Consider the following 16,822-nt stretch of genomic DNA (forward strand, 5'->3'; position numbering starts at 1 on the left):
GTATTATTTTAGGGCTTGGGAAACCAGTTTTATAAAAGCATCTTCTACATTTTCATCTTCTTTAGCACTTGTTAATAAATCAATTTTTACAGAAACTAAATTTTGTAAATTTTCTATTTCCACAGAATTAAGTAGGTCTTTTTTATTTCCTACAACTGTTACTTCTGATAAGCCAGAAAGTTCTTTAACAGTGTTTATATAAGCGGTAACATTCTCATAGGTTTCTTGCCTACTTGCATCAAAAACAAACATAGCGGCACTAGCTCCTAAAAAATAAGCTTTTGGCACTTTTTCGTTACCACTTGTTCCCGCAACATCCCAAATTAGTAATTTTATAGATTGATTCTTATAATTTACAATTTTAGAACTAACGCGAACGCCTATAGTACTTATATAATCTTCTGAAAACTCATTTAACACAAACCTTCTTATAAGAGAAGTTTTTCCAACACCAAAATTACCAACCAATAAAACTTTTTTTGCAAGCATTTTAATCTATAAGGTGTTTCTGAATTAATTTACCTAATTTGTCTTCATCTGATAAAAAAGAACGGTCTCTCAAAATTATTTCAGCTAAATCATTCACATTATCTGTCAACTCTTCTTTAAAATCGATATTGAGAACACCTGATGTTGCAATTGCTATATATATTGATTGGAAGTTTTTTATGGTTAATTGAAAACTATCAAACTTTATATCTTCTAAGTTTTGATTTTCTTTAGAAAAAGCATCTTCTGCAAAAGATTTAATAGCAGTTAGCATTCCAGAAATCATATCTTTATCTGCAACATTTCCTCTGGAGTAACTACCAGAAAGTAAACCAGAATTTTTTTCTATCACAAAAACCTCCTCTATTACAGGCTCAAAAACGTCTTGCAAAATAATTTCTGCGTCAGATTTTTCTCTTTTAAAATATCTCTTTATTATTTCTTGTAACGAAAACTTTTCTTTTACTGTAGCATTAATTTTCTCTGTAAGTTTGGTTATTTCACTTACAATAGCTTTTTTAACCAACTTACCCATTATTGGATACAAGGCCTCTACAACTTCGTCTTTAGAGTCTCTAATTTGAACTTTAATTGTTTGAGTAATAGTGTCTCCAAAATATTCTGGAAATTTATTACGAAGATCTTCTATTTTTTCATCTACTAGTGGTGAAACACTTTTGTGTAGTTGCTCTTTTTTGATAATTTCTTCGCTAAGAGCAGAAAATTTTTCTCTATCATCTTCTAATAAAAGTTCTCTGAGCAACTCAAAACGATTGTCTTTATTGTTATCTACAGTTTCCTTTCCCATTTATTCTTGCAGCATCAAAGCTATTTTCTCTAATGCTTTTCCTAGTTTTCTTCTGTCGGCTTTTTCATCATCTAAATCTGCAAGTTTCTTATCTAACTCTTCATTTAGGTCTTGAAACTTATGATCCATTAAACTTTCTAAATCTGCAATTTTATGCTCGAGACTGCTTACAGCTTCTGCTAAATTACTTTGTGTAGCTTGCTCTAACTTTTTAATTTTATCGTAAACATCTGCAAATTAAGAATCGTATTGCTGTATGTTTTCCCCGAATATTAAGTCTCTAACTGCAGCAATTCTGCTATCTATTTGTTGGGGAGTTTCTGTAATTTTTTGAGCCTCTAAATTACTTTTGTCAATTGTTTTTTTCATTGAAATTCTTTAATTGAGTTAACTAATTATTTAAATCATCAAACAAATATACATTAAAAATAAAATAAAAATCTAGATTTCAATCTTTAAGCCGTCAAAAGCAAGGTAAACGTTTGCGGGAAGTTTCTTTTCTACCTCATCATGAAAACCTAATTTATGGCTAATGTGCGTAAAATATGTTCTTTTAGGTTGCACTCTATCAACCAAAGCTAAAGCTTCATCTAGGTTAAAATGTGTTGGATGCTCTTCTTGCCTAAGTGCATTTATAACCAACACCTCTAAATTGTAAAGTTGCTTTTCTGTTTCTAACGGAATTGTTTTTACATCTGTTAAATACGCAAAATTCTGAATTTTATACCCAAGTATTGGCAAATTACCATGTAAAACATGTAGAGGTGTAACAGGCATATTATAAACTTCAAATGGAACCTCATTTACTATTTTTGGCAATACACTAGGAGCGCCAGGATATCTGTTCTCAACCGAAAAAATATATTCGAAACGTTTTTCTAAACTTTGCAAAGTTCTTTTGTTTAAATAAATTGGCATGGCACCAATTTGATAACAATAGGGCCTTAAATCATCAATTCCTGCAGTATGATCTGAGTGTTCATGCGTAAATAATACTGCCAAGATTTCTTGCACATTCTCTCGCAACATTTGCTGTCTAAAATCTGGCCCACAATCTATCACAATTGTTTTATCGTCCCAAGATATTAAAACTGAAGACCGTAAACGTTTGTCTTTACTGTTTTTAGACATACAAACCGGATGTTTACTGGCAATCATTGGTACTCCTTGAGAGGTACCCGTTCCTAAAAAAGTAACTGTTAATAGTTTTTTCTTTGAATTCATTTAAACAAAAATAAGATAAAAATTGACTGATAGCACAGTAATTTATTACATTTGTTGTTAGATATAAAAATAGATTTATGGCAATTTCTTTAAAAGGAGATCAAGAAATAAGTACAGTCCCTAGTACCAAAAGTAAAGCACTTAGAATAAACTTAAATAAAGACATTTACGGAACTTTTGCAGAAATTGGCGCAGGCCAAGAAACTGCAAGAAACTTCTTTAGGTCTGGTGGAGCTTCAGGAACCATTGCAAAGGCAATGAGTGCTTATGATAAAGATTTTTCTGATGCAATTTACGGTATTGAACAAGATAAACGTTATGTAACGCAACCAAGATTAAAAAAAATGTTGCATCACGAAATCGATTTAATTGAAGATCGATTGAGTAGAGAAAAACACCCTGATAAACTATTTTTTAGTTATGCAAATACAGTAACAACCATAGATTTTGCAAAAAAGTTTAAAGGTCATGGCTGGGTTGGTATTCGTTTTCAGTTAGATCCTCTAGAAGAATACAATGAAATAATACTGCATTTGCGTTTTAAAGAGACAGATGCTCGTTTACAACAGGAAACACTAGGTGTTTTGGGTGTTAACTTAATTTATGGTGCGTTTTACTTAAATGACAATCCGAAAGAATTGGTAAAATCTTTTTATCACAATCTTAGCAACGACCAACTAGAAGTTGATATGATTAACTTTTCGGGACCACGCTTTATGTATGTAGACAACCGATTGATGAGTTTACAATTGCTCAAAAACGGTATGACAAACGCTGTAATGTTTGGGCCAGATGGTAACAACTTATTGCCTGCTCAAGTGCTTTACAAGCAAAACATTTTAGCCTTAAGAGGTAGTTTTAGACCGGTAACCAAAGTAAATATGGATATGTACGAAAAGTCTAAAAAACTTTTCTTATCCGAAAACAAGGTAAAAGAAGAAAATACACAAGTTATTTTCGAAATTACACTTAGTAACCTTACTTCCGAAGGTAAAATTAATGAACGAGACTTCCTAGACAGAGCAGAACTCTTGTGCTCTTTAGGGCAAAATGTAATGATTACCAGCTTTCAACAATACTTTAAACTAGTAGAGTATTTTAGCGAATTCACTAAAGAAAGAATGGGCTTGGCAATGGGAGTTTACAATCTTATTCAAATATTTGATGAGAAATATTATCGTAATTTAAGTGGTGGTATATTAGAGGCTTTTGGAAAACTATTTTACAGAGATTTAAAAGTGTATATGTATCCTTATCACGACCAAGAGTCTGATGAATACATCAACAGTGAAAACCTAAAAGTTCACCCAAGAATGAAAGAATTATATAAATTCTTTAAAAATAACGGGCGATTAGTAAATATTGAAGATTTTGATAAAGAAATAATGGACATTTTTTCTAGAACAGTATTAAAAATGATTGTTGCTGGAGAGAAAGGTTGGGAGGAAATGTTACCTGAAGGAATTGCAGAAACAATTAAACAAAAACGCCTTTTTGGATACTCTAGAGCTAGGTTAAAAAAATAATTTAGCCGTATTAAACCTTTGTAAAAATATTTTGTCTTACTAAAAAAAGAAATTATTGAAAGACGAAAATATTTTAGTAGCAGAACTAAAAAATGCAACTACCAAAGACAAGGCTTTTAGAGCTCTTTTGTCGCTTTACAAAAAGCGATTGTATTGGCATATTCGAAAAATTGTAATTTCTCATGACGATGCTGATGATGTTTTGCAAAACACCTTTATTAAAGTTTACAGAAATATTGATAAATTTAACCAAGAAAGTAAACTTTTTTCTTGGATGTACAGAATTGCTACAAATGAAGCAATCTCATTTATAAATAAACGCGCCAAAAAAAATAATATTGAAGTTTCTGAAATTAAAAATCAATTGGTAAACTCGCTAGAAAGTGATATTTATTTTACCGGAGATGAAATTCAGCAAATACTACAAAAAGCAATTGCTACACTACCTCAAAAACAGCAGTTGGTATTTAATATGAAGTATTTTGATGAGTTAAAATACCAGGAAATTGCAGATATTTTAGAGACCTCTGTAGGAGCCCTAAAAGCCTCTTACTTTCATGCCGTTAAAAAAATAGAAACATATATAAAAAATAAAACTAATTAAACCTTTTGTTAAAAATTAGGTCTAACTAATATAATGAAACAGAATTCTAATAATATCGAAAACTTTCTGAACGCAGAAACTCCAAAAAAACCTGGATTTTCTTTGCCTGAAAACTATTTTATAGAATTAGAAGAAGAAATTCTGTGCTCAATATCTGAAAACAAGCTTCCTAATAATAAAAGCTTTACAGTACCAAATAATTATTTTGACAACCTAGAAGATAGCTTGCTCAAAAAAATAAAGACTGCCAATACCAAACCAAAAGCAATTTTAATTAAAAAGAAAGTTTTAAAATTAATATCTTTCGGTGTTGCAGCTTCTTTTATGCTCTTTTTAAGTGTTGAGTACTTTTTAAAAACGAATACTAATCAACTAAATTTTGATTCGGTAAGTGAATTGGCTATTGAAAATTGGATTGTAGATAATGTAACTGAATTGTCCGACGATGATTTTGCTAGCATTTTAGAAAATGAAATTTTAACAGTAAACGACTTTTCTTTTAACCAAATAAAAAATGAGGCTATTGAAGACTATTTAATTCAGACCGAAAACACCTCTATACTAAACGAAAATGATTAACATGAAAAAAAATATTTCAATTTTAATCTTACTATTGGCTTTTTTTCAAACAAATGCTCAACACAGTAAAGAAAGTAGAGATAAAATTAAAGCACTTAAAATAGCTTTCTTATCTCAAGAATTAAATCTGTCTTCTACAGAGGCTCAAAAGTTTTGGCCTATTTATAACAAACATCAAGAAATAATAGATTCTCTAAGAAGCAAGGGTAGAATAGAGATGAAAAATAGAATGAAAGAAAAAAATGATTACAAGAATATCTCCGAAGATGATGCCAAACAGCAAATATTGTCTAAAATTGATTTAGAGCGAGAAATGACCTCTCAAAGAGAGATATTCATAAAGGAATTGGCAACTTTTTTAAGCTATAAAAAAATTATGCATCTTTTTGTATCTGAACGAGAATTTGCCAGAAACTTAATGCGTAAGTATGGTAGAAGCAAAAAGGATAAATAATTCCTACACGAAATTTTATATATCATAAACCCTAAAAGTTAGTAACTTTTAGGGTTTTTTACTAATTATAGTGTAACAAATTAATTATTGTTAAGTACAACTTGTATATTTTCTAAAACAATTTCAGATACTTTTGTTAATTCGTTATTTTCAAAAGAAGTATCTAAATTAATTAAAGCAGTGTTGCTATCTAAAGGTTTATAATTATGGTAATCGACAAAACGAACACCATTTCTTACACATTGTTCTTTTAAAACTCTAAAACGTTTTCCTCCTCCATTTGTATGAAATGAATATGCTAAATAATCTATTAAAAAATCTTGCTTACCTATCCAATAAATAAACACGTCTTCAAAATCTTCTCCACCGCCATTCTCTGTAAAAGTAATTTCTACTTTATAATATTCTTTTCCTTTTATTGTTGCCGAACCCAGCATTTTTTTTCGAACTGCAGCATCGTTTAAACCATAAGGTAACGCAGCAAAATAATGCACTGAGTTTAAAGCATTAGAAAATCGAGAAGCCTCTTTTTTAGAGACTACCACTTTCTTGTTATTAATAGTTCTTATAAAACCATCGTTCGAAAGTACGTCTTTTACAATGTTAGAATCTTTTTTAAAAATGCGAGAAAGTTTAAAAACTCCATAATTTCTATATGCTTTGTAGCTTTTTTCTCTAAAACGAAAACTTAATTTAGCATTGTTTAAACTACTAGCACCCGATGTAATAATTGTTTTATCTATTAGCTGTTGTGCTGTAAAACTTTGTTTAGATGGTTGGCATGAAATAAAAAAAAGTAGAAAAAGTAAGAATATATAACGCATTTTATATTTTTATGTTCTTTATAAGAGATACCAAAATTACATTTCTTTCTCGAATGTAAAAATGTATCTTTGTTAAAATTAAAAATGATTTTTAATGGTTCAGAAAAAAATCAATATTCAAAATAAAAAAGCACGCTTCGAATTTGAAATTCTAGACAAATATGTTGCAGGGATTCAGTTGACTGGCACAGAAATTAAATCGATTAGATTAAGCCAAGCAAGAATAACAGAAAGTTTTTGCGAGTTTAATGAACGTGGAGAATTGTTTATTGTTAACATGTACATTCAAGAATATATGTTTGGTCATCATTTTAACCACAAGCCAAAAAGTGAACGTAGACTATTGTTAAATAAAAGAGAACTAAGAAGTTTAAAAAAAGATGTAGAAGCAAAAGGAAACACTATAGTTCCTTTGAGGCTTTTTATAAATGATAATGGTTTTGCCAAACTAGAAATTGCGTTGGCTAAAGGAAAACAAAATCATGACAAAAGAGAAGTAATAAAAGATAGAGATAACAAAAGAGAATTGGCAAGAATAAAAAAGAACTTTTAAATTTCTTTGTAATCCATAAAATCTAATTTAATTATTTTACCCCGAATGGCTATATTAAAACTAATGCGTTACAAAAACCTTTTAATGGTTTTAATAACTATGGTTTTAACTAAATATGCTGTAGTAAATATAGATGCAAAAAACACCAACATAAATAATGTAGAGTTTATTCTTCTTTGCACTAGTGTTCTTTTTTTAACTGCCGGCGGATATATAATTAACGATATTTTTGACATAAAAACCGACGCTATAAACAAGCCTCACAAAATGTTTATTGAAACATTTATACCAATTAAAAAAGCTAAAATATATTATTTTTTATGTACTTTAATAGGTTTTATTACGGGTACGTATATTTCTATACTTAAAAGCTCTTATGCTAATGGTTTTATTTTTTTTACCACTCCTATACTATTATATTTCTACTCTAAAAGTTTTAAAAAAAATACTCTTATTGGTAATCTAACTGTGGCTTTTCTTACTGCACTCCCCATTTATTTAGTGTACAGTTTTTCTACAGATTATAATGAAGTTGTATCAACCAATAACTTTTTAATGATTTTCAAAATAGCAACGCCACAAATATTTTTATATTTATTTTTTGCATTTACAACAACACTCATTCGAGAAATTATTAAAGATATTGAAGATGTTAATGGAGATTTAGCTATTAAAGCAAAAACTATTCCTATTGTAGTTGGCAGAAAACGAGCCGCAAATATTGCACTTTTTTGTAGCGGATTTTTAGTATTTATGTTAATGATAGTATTATTACGTGTTAGAAATCAACCATTTTTTTTATTATACGGAATCGCTTTTATTTTAGCACCTTTATTATACTTTACTTACCATCTTTGGATTGCTACAAATAAGAGTGATTATTCTAGATTAAGTAAAATTTTAAAAATAATAATGCTATTCGGCATTTTATCAATGCTTTTATTTCTAATCAAATAGTGTATTCATCTTAATAGATTCATAAATGTTAAAAGAACGACTTAAAAATTATCAAATTATTTTAGCTTCAAAATCACCAAGAAGGCAACAGTTTTTTAAAGATTTAGATATCGACTTTGTCGTAAAGCTTCAAGAGGTTGAAGAAAATTATCCGGATGAATTGAAAGGAAAAGAAATAACAGATTATTTAGCAGCTTTAAAAGCAACTGCCTTTAAAAATTTAAAAGAAAATGATATTCTAATTACATCCGACACAATCGTTTGGTTCGAAAATAAAGCGTTGGGCAAACCAAAAAATGCTTTAGAAGCTTTTACAATGTTAAAAAGTTTATCTGGTAAAACTCATGAAGTAATAACTTCTATTGCTATTAGCTCCTTAAATTCTACAAAAATAATAAATGATGTTACTACTGTAACTTTCAAAGAATTATTAGACGATGAAATACACTACTACATAAATAATTACAAACCTTTTGATAAAGCCGGAGCATATGGTATACAAGAATGGATAGGCTTTATTGGAATAGAAAAAATAAAAGGTAGTTATTTTAATGTGGTAGGCTTACCTACTCACAAACTATATAAAGCTTTATTAAAGTTTTAATCATTTTTTTATTAAAACAATTTTTACCAATTTCATTTTTGTAGGCTAATTTCTATTATAAAGTTGCGTTAGGGATTGAAACGACATCCTTTTTGTTTTGTTGGCAAAAAGATATAGTGGAAAGCCCGACCTTTTTAGGGAACGCCCAAAAAACTCAAAATTTAAATTTTTGAATTCAGCTTTTTAGATTTCTAAAATTATTTAAAAAATATTGCCTGTTATTTTGCTCGAAAGATACAAGCTTTTAAAAAAAAAGTGTGTTAAAAAAAAAGCCGATGCAAGTTGCATCGGCTTTTGTTAATAGATAAAAAATCTACTGGTATAAAAGAATAAAATTATTTCTTCTTTTTATCTCCAGCTTCCATTTTTTCTTTAAGTGCTGCTAAACCACCTATGTCTCCAAGAGTTGTTTTTTCTGCATCTGCAGATTTTTTTGCAGCAGCCTTAATGTTTCTCTTTTCTTCTTCTCTAAAAATAGAAGTATGAGAAACTACTACTCTTCTGTATTCTTTAGAAAATTCCATCACTATAAAGTCGATGGTATCTCCTTTTTCTAACTTAGAACCGTCTTCTTTTTCTAAGAAACGAGTTGGTGCAAAACCTTCTACGCCATCTGCAAAAGTAACTACAGCTCCTTTATCATTTTTCTCTTTTACTGTTCCTTGGTGAGTAGAACCGATTGCATAAGTAGCTTCATGAGCATCCCAAGGGTTGTCTTGTGTTTGCTTATGACCTAGGTTTAACTTTCTGTTTTCTACATCTAATTCTAAAACTTGAACATCTAATTTATCGCCAACAGTTACAAAATCTGAAGGATGCTTAATTTTCTTAGTCCAAGATAAGTCAGAAATATATACCAAACCATCAATACCCTCTTCTAATTCTACAAAAACACCAAAGTTTGTGTAATTTCTTACGGTACCGGTGTGGGTAGAACCTACAGGATATTTAGAAGTAATATCTGTCCAAGGATCTGGGTGTAATTGCTTAATACCAAGAGACATTTTACGGTCTTCTCTGTCTAAAGTTAATACCTGAGCTTCAACTTTATCTCCAACTTTAACGAAATCTTGAGCTGAACGTAAGTGTGTAGACCAAGACATTTCTGAAACGTGAATTAATCCTTCTACTCCTTGCTCTACTTCTACAAATGCTCCATAATCTGCTAAAACAACAACTTCTCCTGTTACTTTATCACCTACTTTTAATTCTGCATCTAAAGCTTCCCAAGGGTGCGCAGATAATTGTTTTAAACCTAATTGAATTCTAGACTTGTTATCATCAAAATCTAAAATTACAACGTTTAATTTTTGGTCTAACTCAACTACTTCATTTGGATGATTAATTCTAGACCAAGATAAATCTGTAATATGAACTAATCCATCTACACCACCTAAATCTACAAATACACCGTAAGAAGTAATGTTTTTAACAATACCTTCTAATACTTGACCTTTTTCTAATTGACCGATAATTTCTTTCTTTTGAATTTCAATATCAGCTTCAATTAATGCTTTGTGAGAAACTACAACGTTTTTAAATTCGTGATTTATCTTAACCACTTTAAACTCCATTGTTTTTTCTACATATTGATCGTAATCTCTAATTGGCTTTACATCAATTTGAGAACCTGGTAAAAATGCTTCGATACCGAAAACATCTACAATCATACCACCTCTTGTTCTACATTTAACAAAACCGTTCACTACTTCACCAGTTTCGTGAGCGTTGTTAACTCTTTCCCAAGCTTTAATTACTCTTGCTTTTTTGTGAGATAATACTAACTGACCAGAAGAATCTTCTCTTTTATCAACTAATACTTCTACAGTATCGCCTTCTTTTAAGCCTTGGTTGTAACGAAATTCATTTAATGAAATTACACCTTCAGACTTAGAATTAATATCTATAATTGCGTCTCTATCTGTAATTCTTATTACAGTTCCTTCAATAACATCACGTTCGTTTACAAAACCTACGGTTCCTTCTAACGCTTGCTCGAAGTTTTTTAATTTTTCTTCATCAACAGCTTCAATACCTTGTTCGTATTTGTGCCAGTTAAAGTCAGCTAAAAATTGTTTTGGATCTACAGCAGGAGTTGCTGCTTGGTTTTCAGAAGCTTCAACTTGCGCTTCAGTGTTTTTTGATTCTTCAGACATTTCTGAAAATAATTTTGTATCTTATTGTTTTACAGATTCTTAACAATTAAAACAGTAAGAGAAGTTTTTAAATTTGTTTTGTATAAAATTCCTTTTATGAATCTGTTCTCGTAAAAAGGAGTGCAAATTTACAAAAAATACTTGATTTTTAATCATTTAGAGTAAAAATATTTTTAAGATGTTACAAAACAGTATTTTTTATTTTTGAATATAAAGAACAAAAGTGCCTTATTTAAAAAAGTAAGTTCAATTATTGCTACTTTTTTAAGGATAATCTAATAGCAAGAACTACATTTGTACTCGATTTGATTAAAAGTAAATATTTCTTCTGATTAGCATGGATACAAAAACACAAGAATTAGTAAATAAAGGAATAATGCTTCCCTTAATGGAAGAGTTTTACACCATTCAGGGTGAAGGTTCTCATACCGGAACTGCCGCTTATTTTATTAGGGTTGGAGGTTGCGATGTTGGCTGCCATTGGTGTGATGTTAAGGAAAGCTGGAATGCAGATTTACACCCACCAACGCTTGCTGATACAATTGTTGAAAATGTAAAAAAATATGCCAACACAGTAGTTATAACCGGTGGAGAGCCGTTAATGTGGTCGATGGATTATATTACAGAGCTGCTCCAAAAAAATGGTATTAAAACTCATATTGAAACTTCTGGCGCTTACGCTTTTTCGGGCACTTGGGATTGGTTTTGTCTTTCTCCAAAAAAAACGAAACTTCCATTAGAAGAAGTTTACCCAGAAGCAGACGAGTTAAAAATGATTATTCACAATAAATCTGATTTTGACTTCGCAGAACAACAAGCAGCAAAAGTTTCTGAAAACTGCAAACTATATTTACAGCCCGAATGGAGTAAAAAAGAAAAAATGACTGCTGAAATTGTTGACTATGTAATGAAAAATCCGAAGTGGAAAATTTCTTTACAAACTCACAAATACCTTAACATTCCATAATTTAACTGGTCTTTTTAGAGGTAAAAACTGTATTCTCTATAAGAATATCTAATTGTTAATTAGCAATTTTAGCTTCTACTAAAGTACAAATTCTATTAAATTGCTCTGTTATTCCCATATCTGAGTTATCAAATTCGATAGCATCATCTGCCTTTATCAACGGAGAATCTTTTCTGGTAGAGTCTATTCTATCTCTTTCTTGTACATTAAAAAGAATTTCATCAAACTTTACTTCATCTCCCCTTTCTAATAATTCTTTGTAGCGCCTTGTAGCTCTTTTATTTGCAGAGGCAGTCATAAATAGTTTAAGTTCGGCATCCGGAAAAACAACAGTTCCAATATCTCTACCATCCATTACTACTCCGTTATTTTTTCTCATTTGTTGCTGTTCTTTCACCAACTTTTTACGTACTTCAGAAATTTCAGAAACCTTACTTACCAGCTTAGAAATTGCCAAAGTCCTAATTTCTTTTTCTACATTTTTTCCATTCAAATACATTTCAGCAAAACCAAGATTTTTATTAAATTTAAAAGACAAAGAGATAGCATCTAACTTAGAAATTAAGGTTGTAGCATCTAAAAAATTGTCTGAAACTAAATTATTATTTTTTGCATATAAAGTTACAGCTCTGTACATAGCACCAGTGTCTACATAAATGTAATTGTACTTTTTAGCTAATAATTTTGCAATGGTACTTTTTCCTGTTGATGAAAAACCATCTATTGCAATGGTAATATTTTTATTCATAAATTTATTTTTACTATCTAAATCTCGTGCGTGTATCTAAATCTATCTCTAAACTAAAAGTACTCGCATTAGAAGCACTATGAAACTTAGAATATGCATAATTAAGTTTAAAACGGTTCATTTGAACACCAAAACCAAAAGAAATACCAGAAAATGTTCTAACATTCTGTAACTTTAATTCAGCTGCTCTTTTAAAATTATACCCCAATCTTACATTAATAAGACTTTCTGGAAACAATTCTGCTCCAACAATAAAATGTCTAAAAGTATTTGCCAAAAAACTAATTTTTTCTTGTGTTATATTTCCGTTTAAGTCGCTTGTTTGGTTAGATGGATTCGGTACCGAAAGATTCCACCTTTGTAAATTATCAATTGTTAAATACCACTTTAAGGGAACATATTGCAATTTGTAAGATGCACCAAAAGCTACTTTCAAAGGAATATCTTCTTCGCTTCCTGTAAAAGATTTTATTTGTGTTCCTAAATTTCTGGCTACCAAAGTAAAGGAAAAAGGTTGAAAAGGACTAAAATAAAGTATTGAAAAATCTGCCGCAACACCGAAAGAATTAAAATTACTAATAGCCGCATTTATAAACTTAAAGTTCACTCCTGCATATATATTTGTTCTTGGAAAATTATATGAATATCCTAGAGTTATGGCCAAATCATTTGCCCCAAAATTACCTGTTTCTATACCTTGCTCATCGGCTCCTATAATAGTTCCATAATCTAAATACGTAATATTGGTATGCATCATTCCAAATCTTCTAGAAATTTTTGTGGCGTATGATAGCGAACCCAAGTTGATACCCGCTAAATAATTGGTATAATTTACAGATAGTTTTCTATCTAAGTCGTCATTTAAAACTGCTGGATTCCATAAAGGCTGGCTTACATCGTTCATAATATTTAAAACCTCACCACCTAAGGCAATTTGTCTGGCAGATGTAGACAGATTTAAAAATTGATATACTTGCTCACCGCCTACCTGAGATTTTACAGATTGACTAATTATCAGCATAAAAAAAAGAATAATTCTTAACCTCATCTTACTACAATATAGCAACGTATAATTAATAAACGAAAATAACGCTTAATATTTCACGGAAACAAAAATAATAACTCAAAATAACTTCTAGAATAGTATTGTAATTTTATCTTCTTTTTCTTGAGGTGATAAAATAAACCCCAGTAAGTAATATTACAGAAGCAATCATAGATTGGTTACTAATATTTTCATCTAAGAAATACCATCCCATAAACAGTGCAATAACAGGATTTACATATGCAGAAGTTGCCACTTTTTCTGTAGAAACAGTTTTTAATAAATAATTAAAAGCTGTAAAAGCGACAATACCGCCCAAAACTATTAATAACAACATAGATATTTGAACGTTTGAACTCCATGTTGTTGGAAAACTCCAATTTTCTCTAAAAGTAGCACTAATAATAGCTAAAACAAATCCTGCAATTACCATTTGAATACCGGTACTTACAAAAAAGTTTTTAGGTAAATTTGCTTTGGATACAAAAACACCACCATAACTCCAACCCAAAACACAACCCAACATTACTATAATACCAATAATTGTATCTTTAGAAGTAACAAGTTCTTGTTGACTAATTAACAAATACATACCAAAAATACCCAAACAGACACCTATTATGGATTTTCTCTGCATTGGTTTTCTGTCTAAAAAGCGAAGAATTAGCAGTACAAATAATGGTTGGGTAGAAGCAATTAAAGCTGCAAAACCACTATCTACGAATTGCAAAGACCAAACAAAAACACTATTTCCTAAAATTAAAAAAAAGAAAGAGGCTATAGCTGTATTTTTTAACTGATTTTTAGTTATTTTAAAACTATAACCAAAAAGTTTTGCTATTGTTAGCATTAAAACACCGGCTGTAGAAAACCGAATAGAGGCTAGAAAAAAAGGAGGTAATTCTGTAACTGCTACTTTATTAAATAGATAGGTAGAGCCCCAAATTACATAAATAGATATAAATGCAACTACAATTAATAGTTTTGTGGTGTCGAATTTCATTCTTAAGTAGAATTTTAATTGGCAAAACTACCACTAAAAATTAACTCGACATCAATACTTTTGTATTTAAATAAAATAACAAATTTTATTTCTTTCTTTTTAAAAGTTCTGCCTCAATATCTTTTAATGTAAAACCCTTTGCTTGTAATAGTAAAAGGTAATGAAACAACAAGTCTGCAGCTTCATATAAAAATAATTCGTTGTTTGTATCTAATGCCTCTATAACTGTTTCTACTGCTTCTTCTCCAACTTTTTGAGCAATTTTATTTATTCCTTTGTCAAATAAACTAGCAACATAAGATTTTTGTGTGTTTTTATTTTCTATTCTATCTGCAATGGTATTTTCTAGAGTTGATAAAAAACCAAAGTTACTATTATTGTTCTCATTCCAGCAAGTATCTGAGCCTTTATGACATGTAGGGCCTTTCGGGTTTACAAAAACCAACAATGTATCATTGTCGCAATCTAACTTTATATCTACTAATTGTAGTGTATTACCACTTTCTTCTCCTTTGGTCCATAATCTTTTTTTTGATCTACTATAAAAGGTAACCAAAGCTGTTTTTTTTGTTTTTAAAAAAGCCTCTTCATTCATGTACCCTAACATCAACACATTTTTTGTTTGTGCATCTTGTATTATTGCAGGTACTAAACCATCTAAATTTTTACTAAAATCTACGTTCATTATCGTTTATATTAAAACTTAACTTATATCAACATTTAAATGTCATTTATTATAATGTACTATGTTATTCTAAATTCTTACTTGAATGTTATTTTTTTTTAGCTCCTTTTTTAACTCTAAAATCGGAATTTCATTAAAATGAAAAACACTTGCTGCTAAGGCTGCATCCGACTTTCCTAGGGTAAATGTATCTACAAAATGCGCCATGGTTCCTGCTCCACCAGAAGCTATAATTGGTATATTTAATTCGGTAGACAACCTACGTAAAGCATCATTAGCGAAACCTGCTTTTGTTCCATCATTATTCATTGAGGTAAATAAAATTTCTCCAGCACCTCTTTTTTCAACTTCTTTTGCCCAATCAAACAAATTTAAATCGGTAGCTATCGTACCACCAGCTAAATGTACTTTCCAAACACCATTAACTTGCTTGGCGTCGATAGCTACAACAATACACTGATTTCCGAATTTATCAGATAATTCATTAATTAACTCAGGTCTTTTTATAGCAGATGAATTTATAGATACTTTATCTGCACCAGATTTTAAAAGTAAGTCTACATCTGCAATTGATGATATACCGCCACCAACTGTAAAGGGAATATTTACCTGTTCGGCTACTTTTAAAACCATTTCCAACATAGTTTTACGTCCCTCTAGAGTGGCAGATATGTCTAAAAATACCAATTCATCTGCACCTAATTCTGCATATTTTTTTGCTAAAACAACTGGGTTACCAGCGTCTATTAGGTTTACGAAATTGACTCCTTTTACGGTTCGCCCGTCTTTAATATCTAAACAAGGTATTATTCTTTTTGTCAGCATACACTTAATTTTTAACTATTCTTTAAAATGAATTGCTCTAGCTGTTTCAAAGAAATTTTTTCTTCATAAATAGCTTTTCCAATAATAACACCTTCGCAACCAATTTCTAATAATTTTGGGAGTTCATCAAAATTTGAAATACCACCAGAAGCAATTAATTTTAAAGATTTTTTTATGGCTGTTAATTTACAAGTACTTAAAATGCGCTTATAAACATCAAAACTAGGTCCTTGCAACATGCCATCTTTAGAAATATCGGTACAAATTACATACTGAATGTCTTTTTCTTGATATTCTTTAATAAAAGGAATTAACTCTAAATCACTTTCTTCTTGCCAACCATTGGTAGCAATTTTGCCACCGTATTCATCAGGATAAAAGTCTGCTCCTAAAATAATTTTATCTGCACCAAATTTATCAATCCAACTTTTAAAAAGTGTTTTATTTTTTACTGCTATACTTCCTCCTGTTACTTGATTTGCACCAGAATTGAAAGCAATTTCTATATCTTTATCAGTTTTTAAGCCTCCACCAAAATCTATTTTTAGATTTGTTTTACTGGCAATTTCCTCTAGAACTTTGTAGTTAATAATTTTACTTGCTTTTGCTCCGTCTAAATCTACAACATGTAAATACTCAATACCAGAAGCTTCAAACTCTTTTGCTACTTCTATGGGGTTTTCATTATAAACCTTCTTGGTAGCATAATCTCCTTTTGTTAAACGAACACATTTTGCGTCAATAATATCTATAGCTGGTATTATTCTCATT

21 protein-coding genes are annotated in these 16,822 nt (G+C 30.1%); 8 read left to right on the forward strand and 13 right to left on the reverse strand.

The features are described 5' to 3' along the window. Positions 1–3: 3 nt before the first annotated feature. From WHD54_RS01745 to WHD54_RS01765, 5 genes are all read right to left on the reverse strand, one after another. A complete protein-coding gene (locus tag WHD54_RS01745) occupies positions 4–489 on the reverse strand; it encodes a Rab family GTPase (protein WP_088322945.1) in 486 nt (161 codons plus the stop codon). Position 490: 1 nt separating this feature from the next. Continuing rightward, positions 491–1,297, reverse strand: coding sequence for a cell envelope biogenesis protein OmpA (locus tag WHD54_RS01750; RefSeq protein WP_088322946.1), 807 nt, complete (start codon positions 1,295–1,297; stop codon positions 491–493). Next, a complete protein-coding gene (locus tag WHD54_RS01755) occupies positions 1,298–1,426 on the reverse strand; it encodes a hypothetical protein (protein ID WP_262502695.1) in 129 nt (42 codons plus the stop codon). It abuts the gene before it with no gap. A 108-nt stretch (positions 1,427–1,534) separates the two neighbouring features. Then, positions 1,535–1,666 (reverse strand): hypothetical protein, encoded by a 132-nt coding sequence (locus WHD54_RS01760; protein ID WP_262502696.1) that lies wholly within the window; start codon positions 1,664–1,666, stop codon positions 1,535–1,537. Positions 1,667–1,738: 72 nt separating this feature from the next. After that, complete coding sequence (locus WHD54_RS01765; RefSeq protein ID WP_088322947.1) at positions 1,739–2,521, reverse strand: MBL fold metallo-hydrolase; 783 nt, start codon at positions 2,519–2,521, stop codon at positions 1,739–1,741. Positions 2,522–2,598: 77 nt separating this feature from the next. On the opposite strand from WHD54_RS01765, the gene WHD54_RS01770 reads away from it, so the two are divergent. Genes WHD54_RS01770 through WHD54_RS01785 form a run of 4 tightly spaced genes read left to right on the forward strand, consistent with a single transcriptional unit; the run spans position 2,599 to position 5,684 of the window. Then, positions 2,599–4,047 carry a nicotinate-nucleotide adenylyltransferase gene (locus tag WHD54_RS01770; RefSeq protein ID WP_088322948.1) on the forward strand — a complete coding sequence of 483 codons (1,449 nt, stop codon included), beginning with the start codon at positions 2,599–2,601 and terminating at the stop codon, positions 4,045–4,047. Positions 4,048–4,102: 55 nt separating this feature from the next. Next, positions 4,103–4,651, forward strand: coding sequence for an RNA polymerase sigma factor (locus tag WHD54_RS01775; protein WP_088322949.1), 549 nt, complete (start codon positions 4,103–4,105; stop codon positions 4,649–4,651). Between the two features lie 33 nt (positions 4,652–4,684). Further along, positions 4,685–5,230: a hypothetical protein gene (locus tag WHD54_RS01780; protein WP_088322950.1), complete on the forward strand. Its 546-nt coding sequence runs from the start codon at positions 4,685–4,687 to the stop codon at positions 5,228–5,230. Between the two features lies 1 nt (position 5,231). After that, positions 5,232–5,684, forward strand: a complete 453-nt coding sequence (locus tag WHD54_RS01785) for a sensor of ECF-type sigma factor (protein ID WP_143744233.1) — start codon at positions 5,232–5,234, stop codon at positions 5,682–5,684. An 80-nt stretch (positions 5,685–5,764) separates the two neighbouring features. Here the strand turns inward: WHD54_RS01785 and WHD54_RS01790 are convergent, their stop codons facing one another. Beyond that, positions 5,765–6,508: a DUF6503 family protein gene (locus WHD54_RS01790; protein ID WP_088322952.1), complete on the reverse strand. Its 744-nt coding sequence runs from the start codon at positions 6,506–6,508 to the stop codon at positions 5,765–5,767. A gap of 94 nt (positions 6,509–6,602) precedes the next feature. Between WHD54_RS01790 and smpB the strand changes: the two genes are divergently transcribed. The 3 genes from smpB (at position 6,603) to WHD54_RS01805 (ending at position 8,622) form a co-directional block, all read left to right on the forward strand. Next, on the forward strand, positions 6,603–7,061 hold the full coding sequence (gene smpB / locus WHD54_RS01795) for an SsrA-binding protein SmpB (protein WP_088322953.1): 459 nt from the start codon (positions 6,603–6,605) through the stop codon (positions 7,059–7,061). A gap of 63 nt (positions 7,062–7,124) precedes the next feature. Continuing rightward, on the forward strand, positions 7,125–8,018 hold the full coding sequence (locus WHD54_RS01800) for a geranylgeranylglycerol-phosphate geranylgeranyltransferase (protein WP_158211796.1): 894 nt from the start codon (positions 7,125–7,127) through the stop codon (positions 8,016–8,018). 25 nt (positions 8,019–8,043) lie between these two features. Further along, positions 8,044–8,622 carry a Maf-like protein gene (locus WHD54_RS01805; protein ID WP_088322955.1) on the forward strand — a complete coding sequence of 193 codons (579 nt, stop codon included), beginning with the start codon at positions 8,044–8,046 and terminating at the stop codon, positions 8,620–8,622. 335 nt (positions 8,623–8,957) lie between these two features. Here the strand turns inward: WHD54_RS01805 and rpsA are convergent, their stop codons facing one another. Continuing rightward, positions 8,958–10,778, reverse strand: a complete 1,821-nt coding sequence (gene rpsA / locus WHD54_RS01810) for a 30S ribosomal protein S1 (RefSeq protein WP_088322956.1) — start codon at positions 10,776–10,778, stop codon at positions 8,958–8,960. Positions 10,779–11,115: 337 nt separating this feature from the next. On the opposite strand from rpsA, the gene WHD54_RS01815 reads away from it, so the two are divergent. After that, complete coding sequence (locus WHD54_RS01815) at positions 11,116–11,745, forward strand: 7-carboxy-7-deazaguanine synthase QueE (RefSeq protein WP_088322957.1); 630 nt, start codon at positions 11,116–11,118, stop codon at positions 11,743–11,745. A 55-nt stretch (positions 11,746–11,800) separates the two neighbouring features. Here WHD54_RS01815 and cmk read toward each other — a convergent pair whose 3' ends face one another. From cmk to hisA, 6 genes are all read right to left on the reverse strand, one after another. Further along, positions 11,801–12,493, reverse strand: coding sequence for a (d)CMP kinase (gene cmk / locus WHD54_RS01820; RefSeq protein WP_088322958.1), 693 nt, complete (start codon positions 12,491–12,493; stop codon positions 11,801–11,803). Positions 12,494–12,506: 13 nt separating this feature from the next. Further along, positions 12,507–13,541, reverse strand: a complete 1,035-nt coding sequence (porQ, locus tag WHD54_RS01825) for a type IX secretion system protein PorQ (RefSeq protein WP_088322959.1) — start codon at positions 13,539–13,541, stop codon at positions 12,507–12,509. 106 nt (positions 13,542–13,647) lie between these two features. Further along, positions 13,648–14,541 (reverse strand): EamA family transporter, encoded by an 894-nt coding sequence (locus tag WHD54_RS01830; RefSeq protein ID WP_088322960.1) that lies wholly within the window; start codon positions 14,539–14,541, stop codon positions 13,648–13,650. An 85-nt stretch (positions 14,542–14,626) separates the two neighbouring features. Further along, positions 14,627–15,226, reverse strand: a complete 600-nt coding sequence (hisIE, locus tag WHD54_RS01835) for a bifunctional phosphoribosyl-AMP cyclohydrolase/phosphoribosyl-ATP diphosphatase HisIE (RefSeq protein WP_088322961.1) — start codon at positions 15,224–15,226, stop codon at positions 14,627–14,629. A 69-nt stretch (positions 15,227–15,295) separates the two neighbouring features. Continuing rightward, entirely contained in the window at positions 15,296–16,051 is a 756-nt protein-coding gene (hisF, locus tag WHD54_RS01840; RefSeq protein WP_088322962.1) for an imidazole glycerol phosphate synthase subunit HisF, read from the reverse strand. Between the two features lie 11 nt (positions 16,052–16,062). Continuing rightward, positions 16,063–16,821 (reverse strand): 1-(5-phosphoribosyl)-5-[(5-phosphoribosylamino)methylideneamino]imidazole-4-carboxamide isomerase, encoded by a 759-nt coding sequence (hisA, locus tag WHD54_RS01845; protein ID WP_088322963.1) that lies wholly within the window; start codon positions 16,819–16,821, stop codon positions 16,063–16,065. Position 16,822: the final 1 nt, after the last annotated feature.

This window comes from Polaribacter tangerinus (assembly GCF_038024095.1).
Lineage (GTDB): Bacteria > Bacteroidota > Bacteroidia > Flavobacteriales > Flavobacteriaceae > Polaribacter > Polaribacter tangerinus.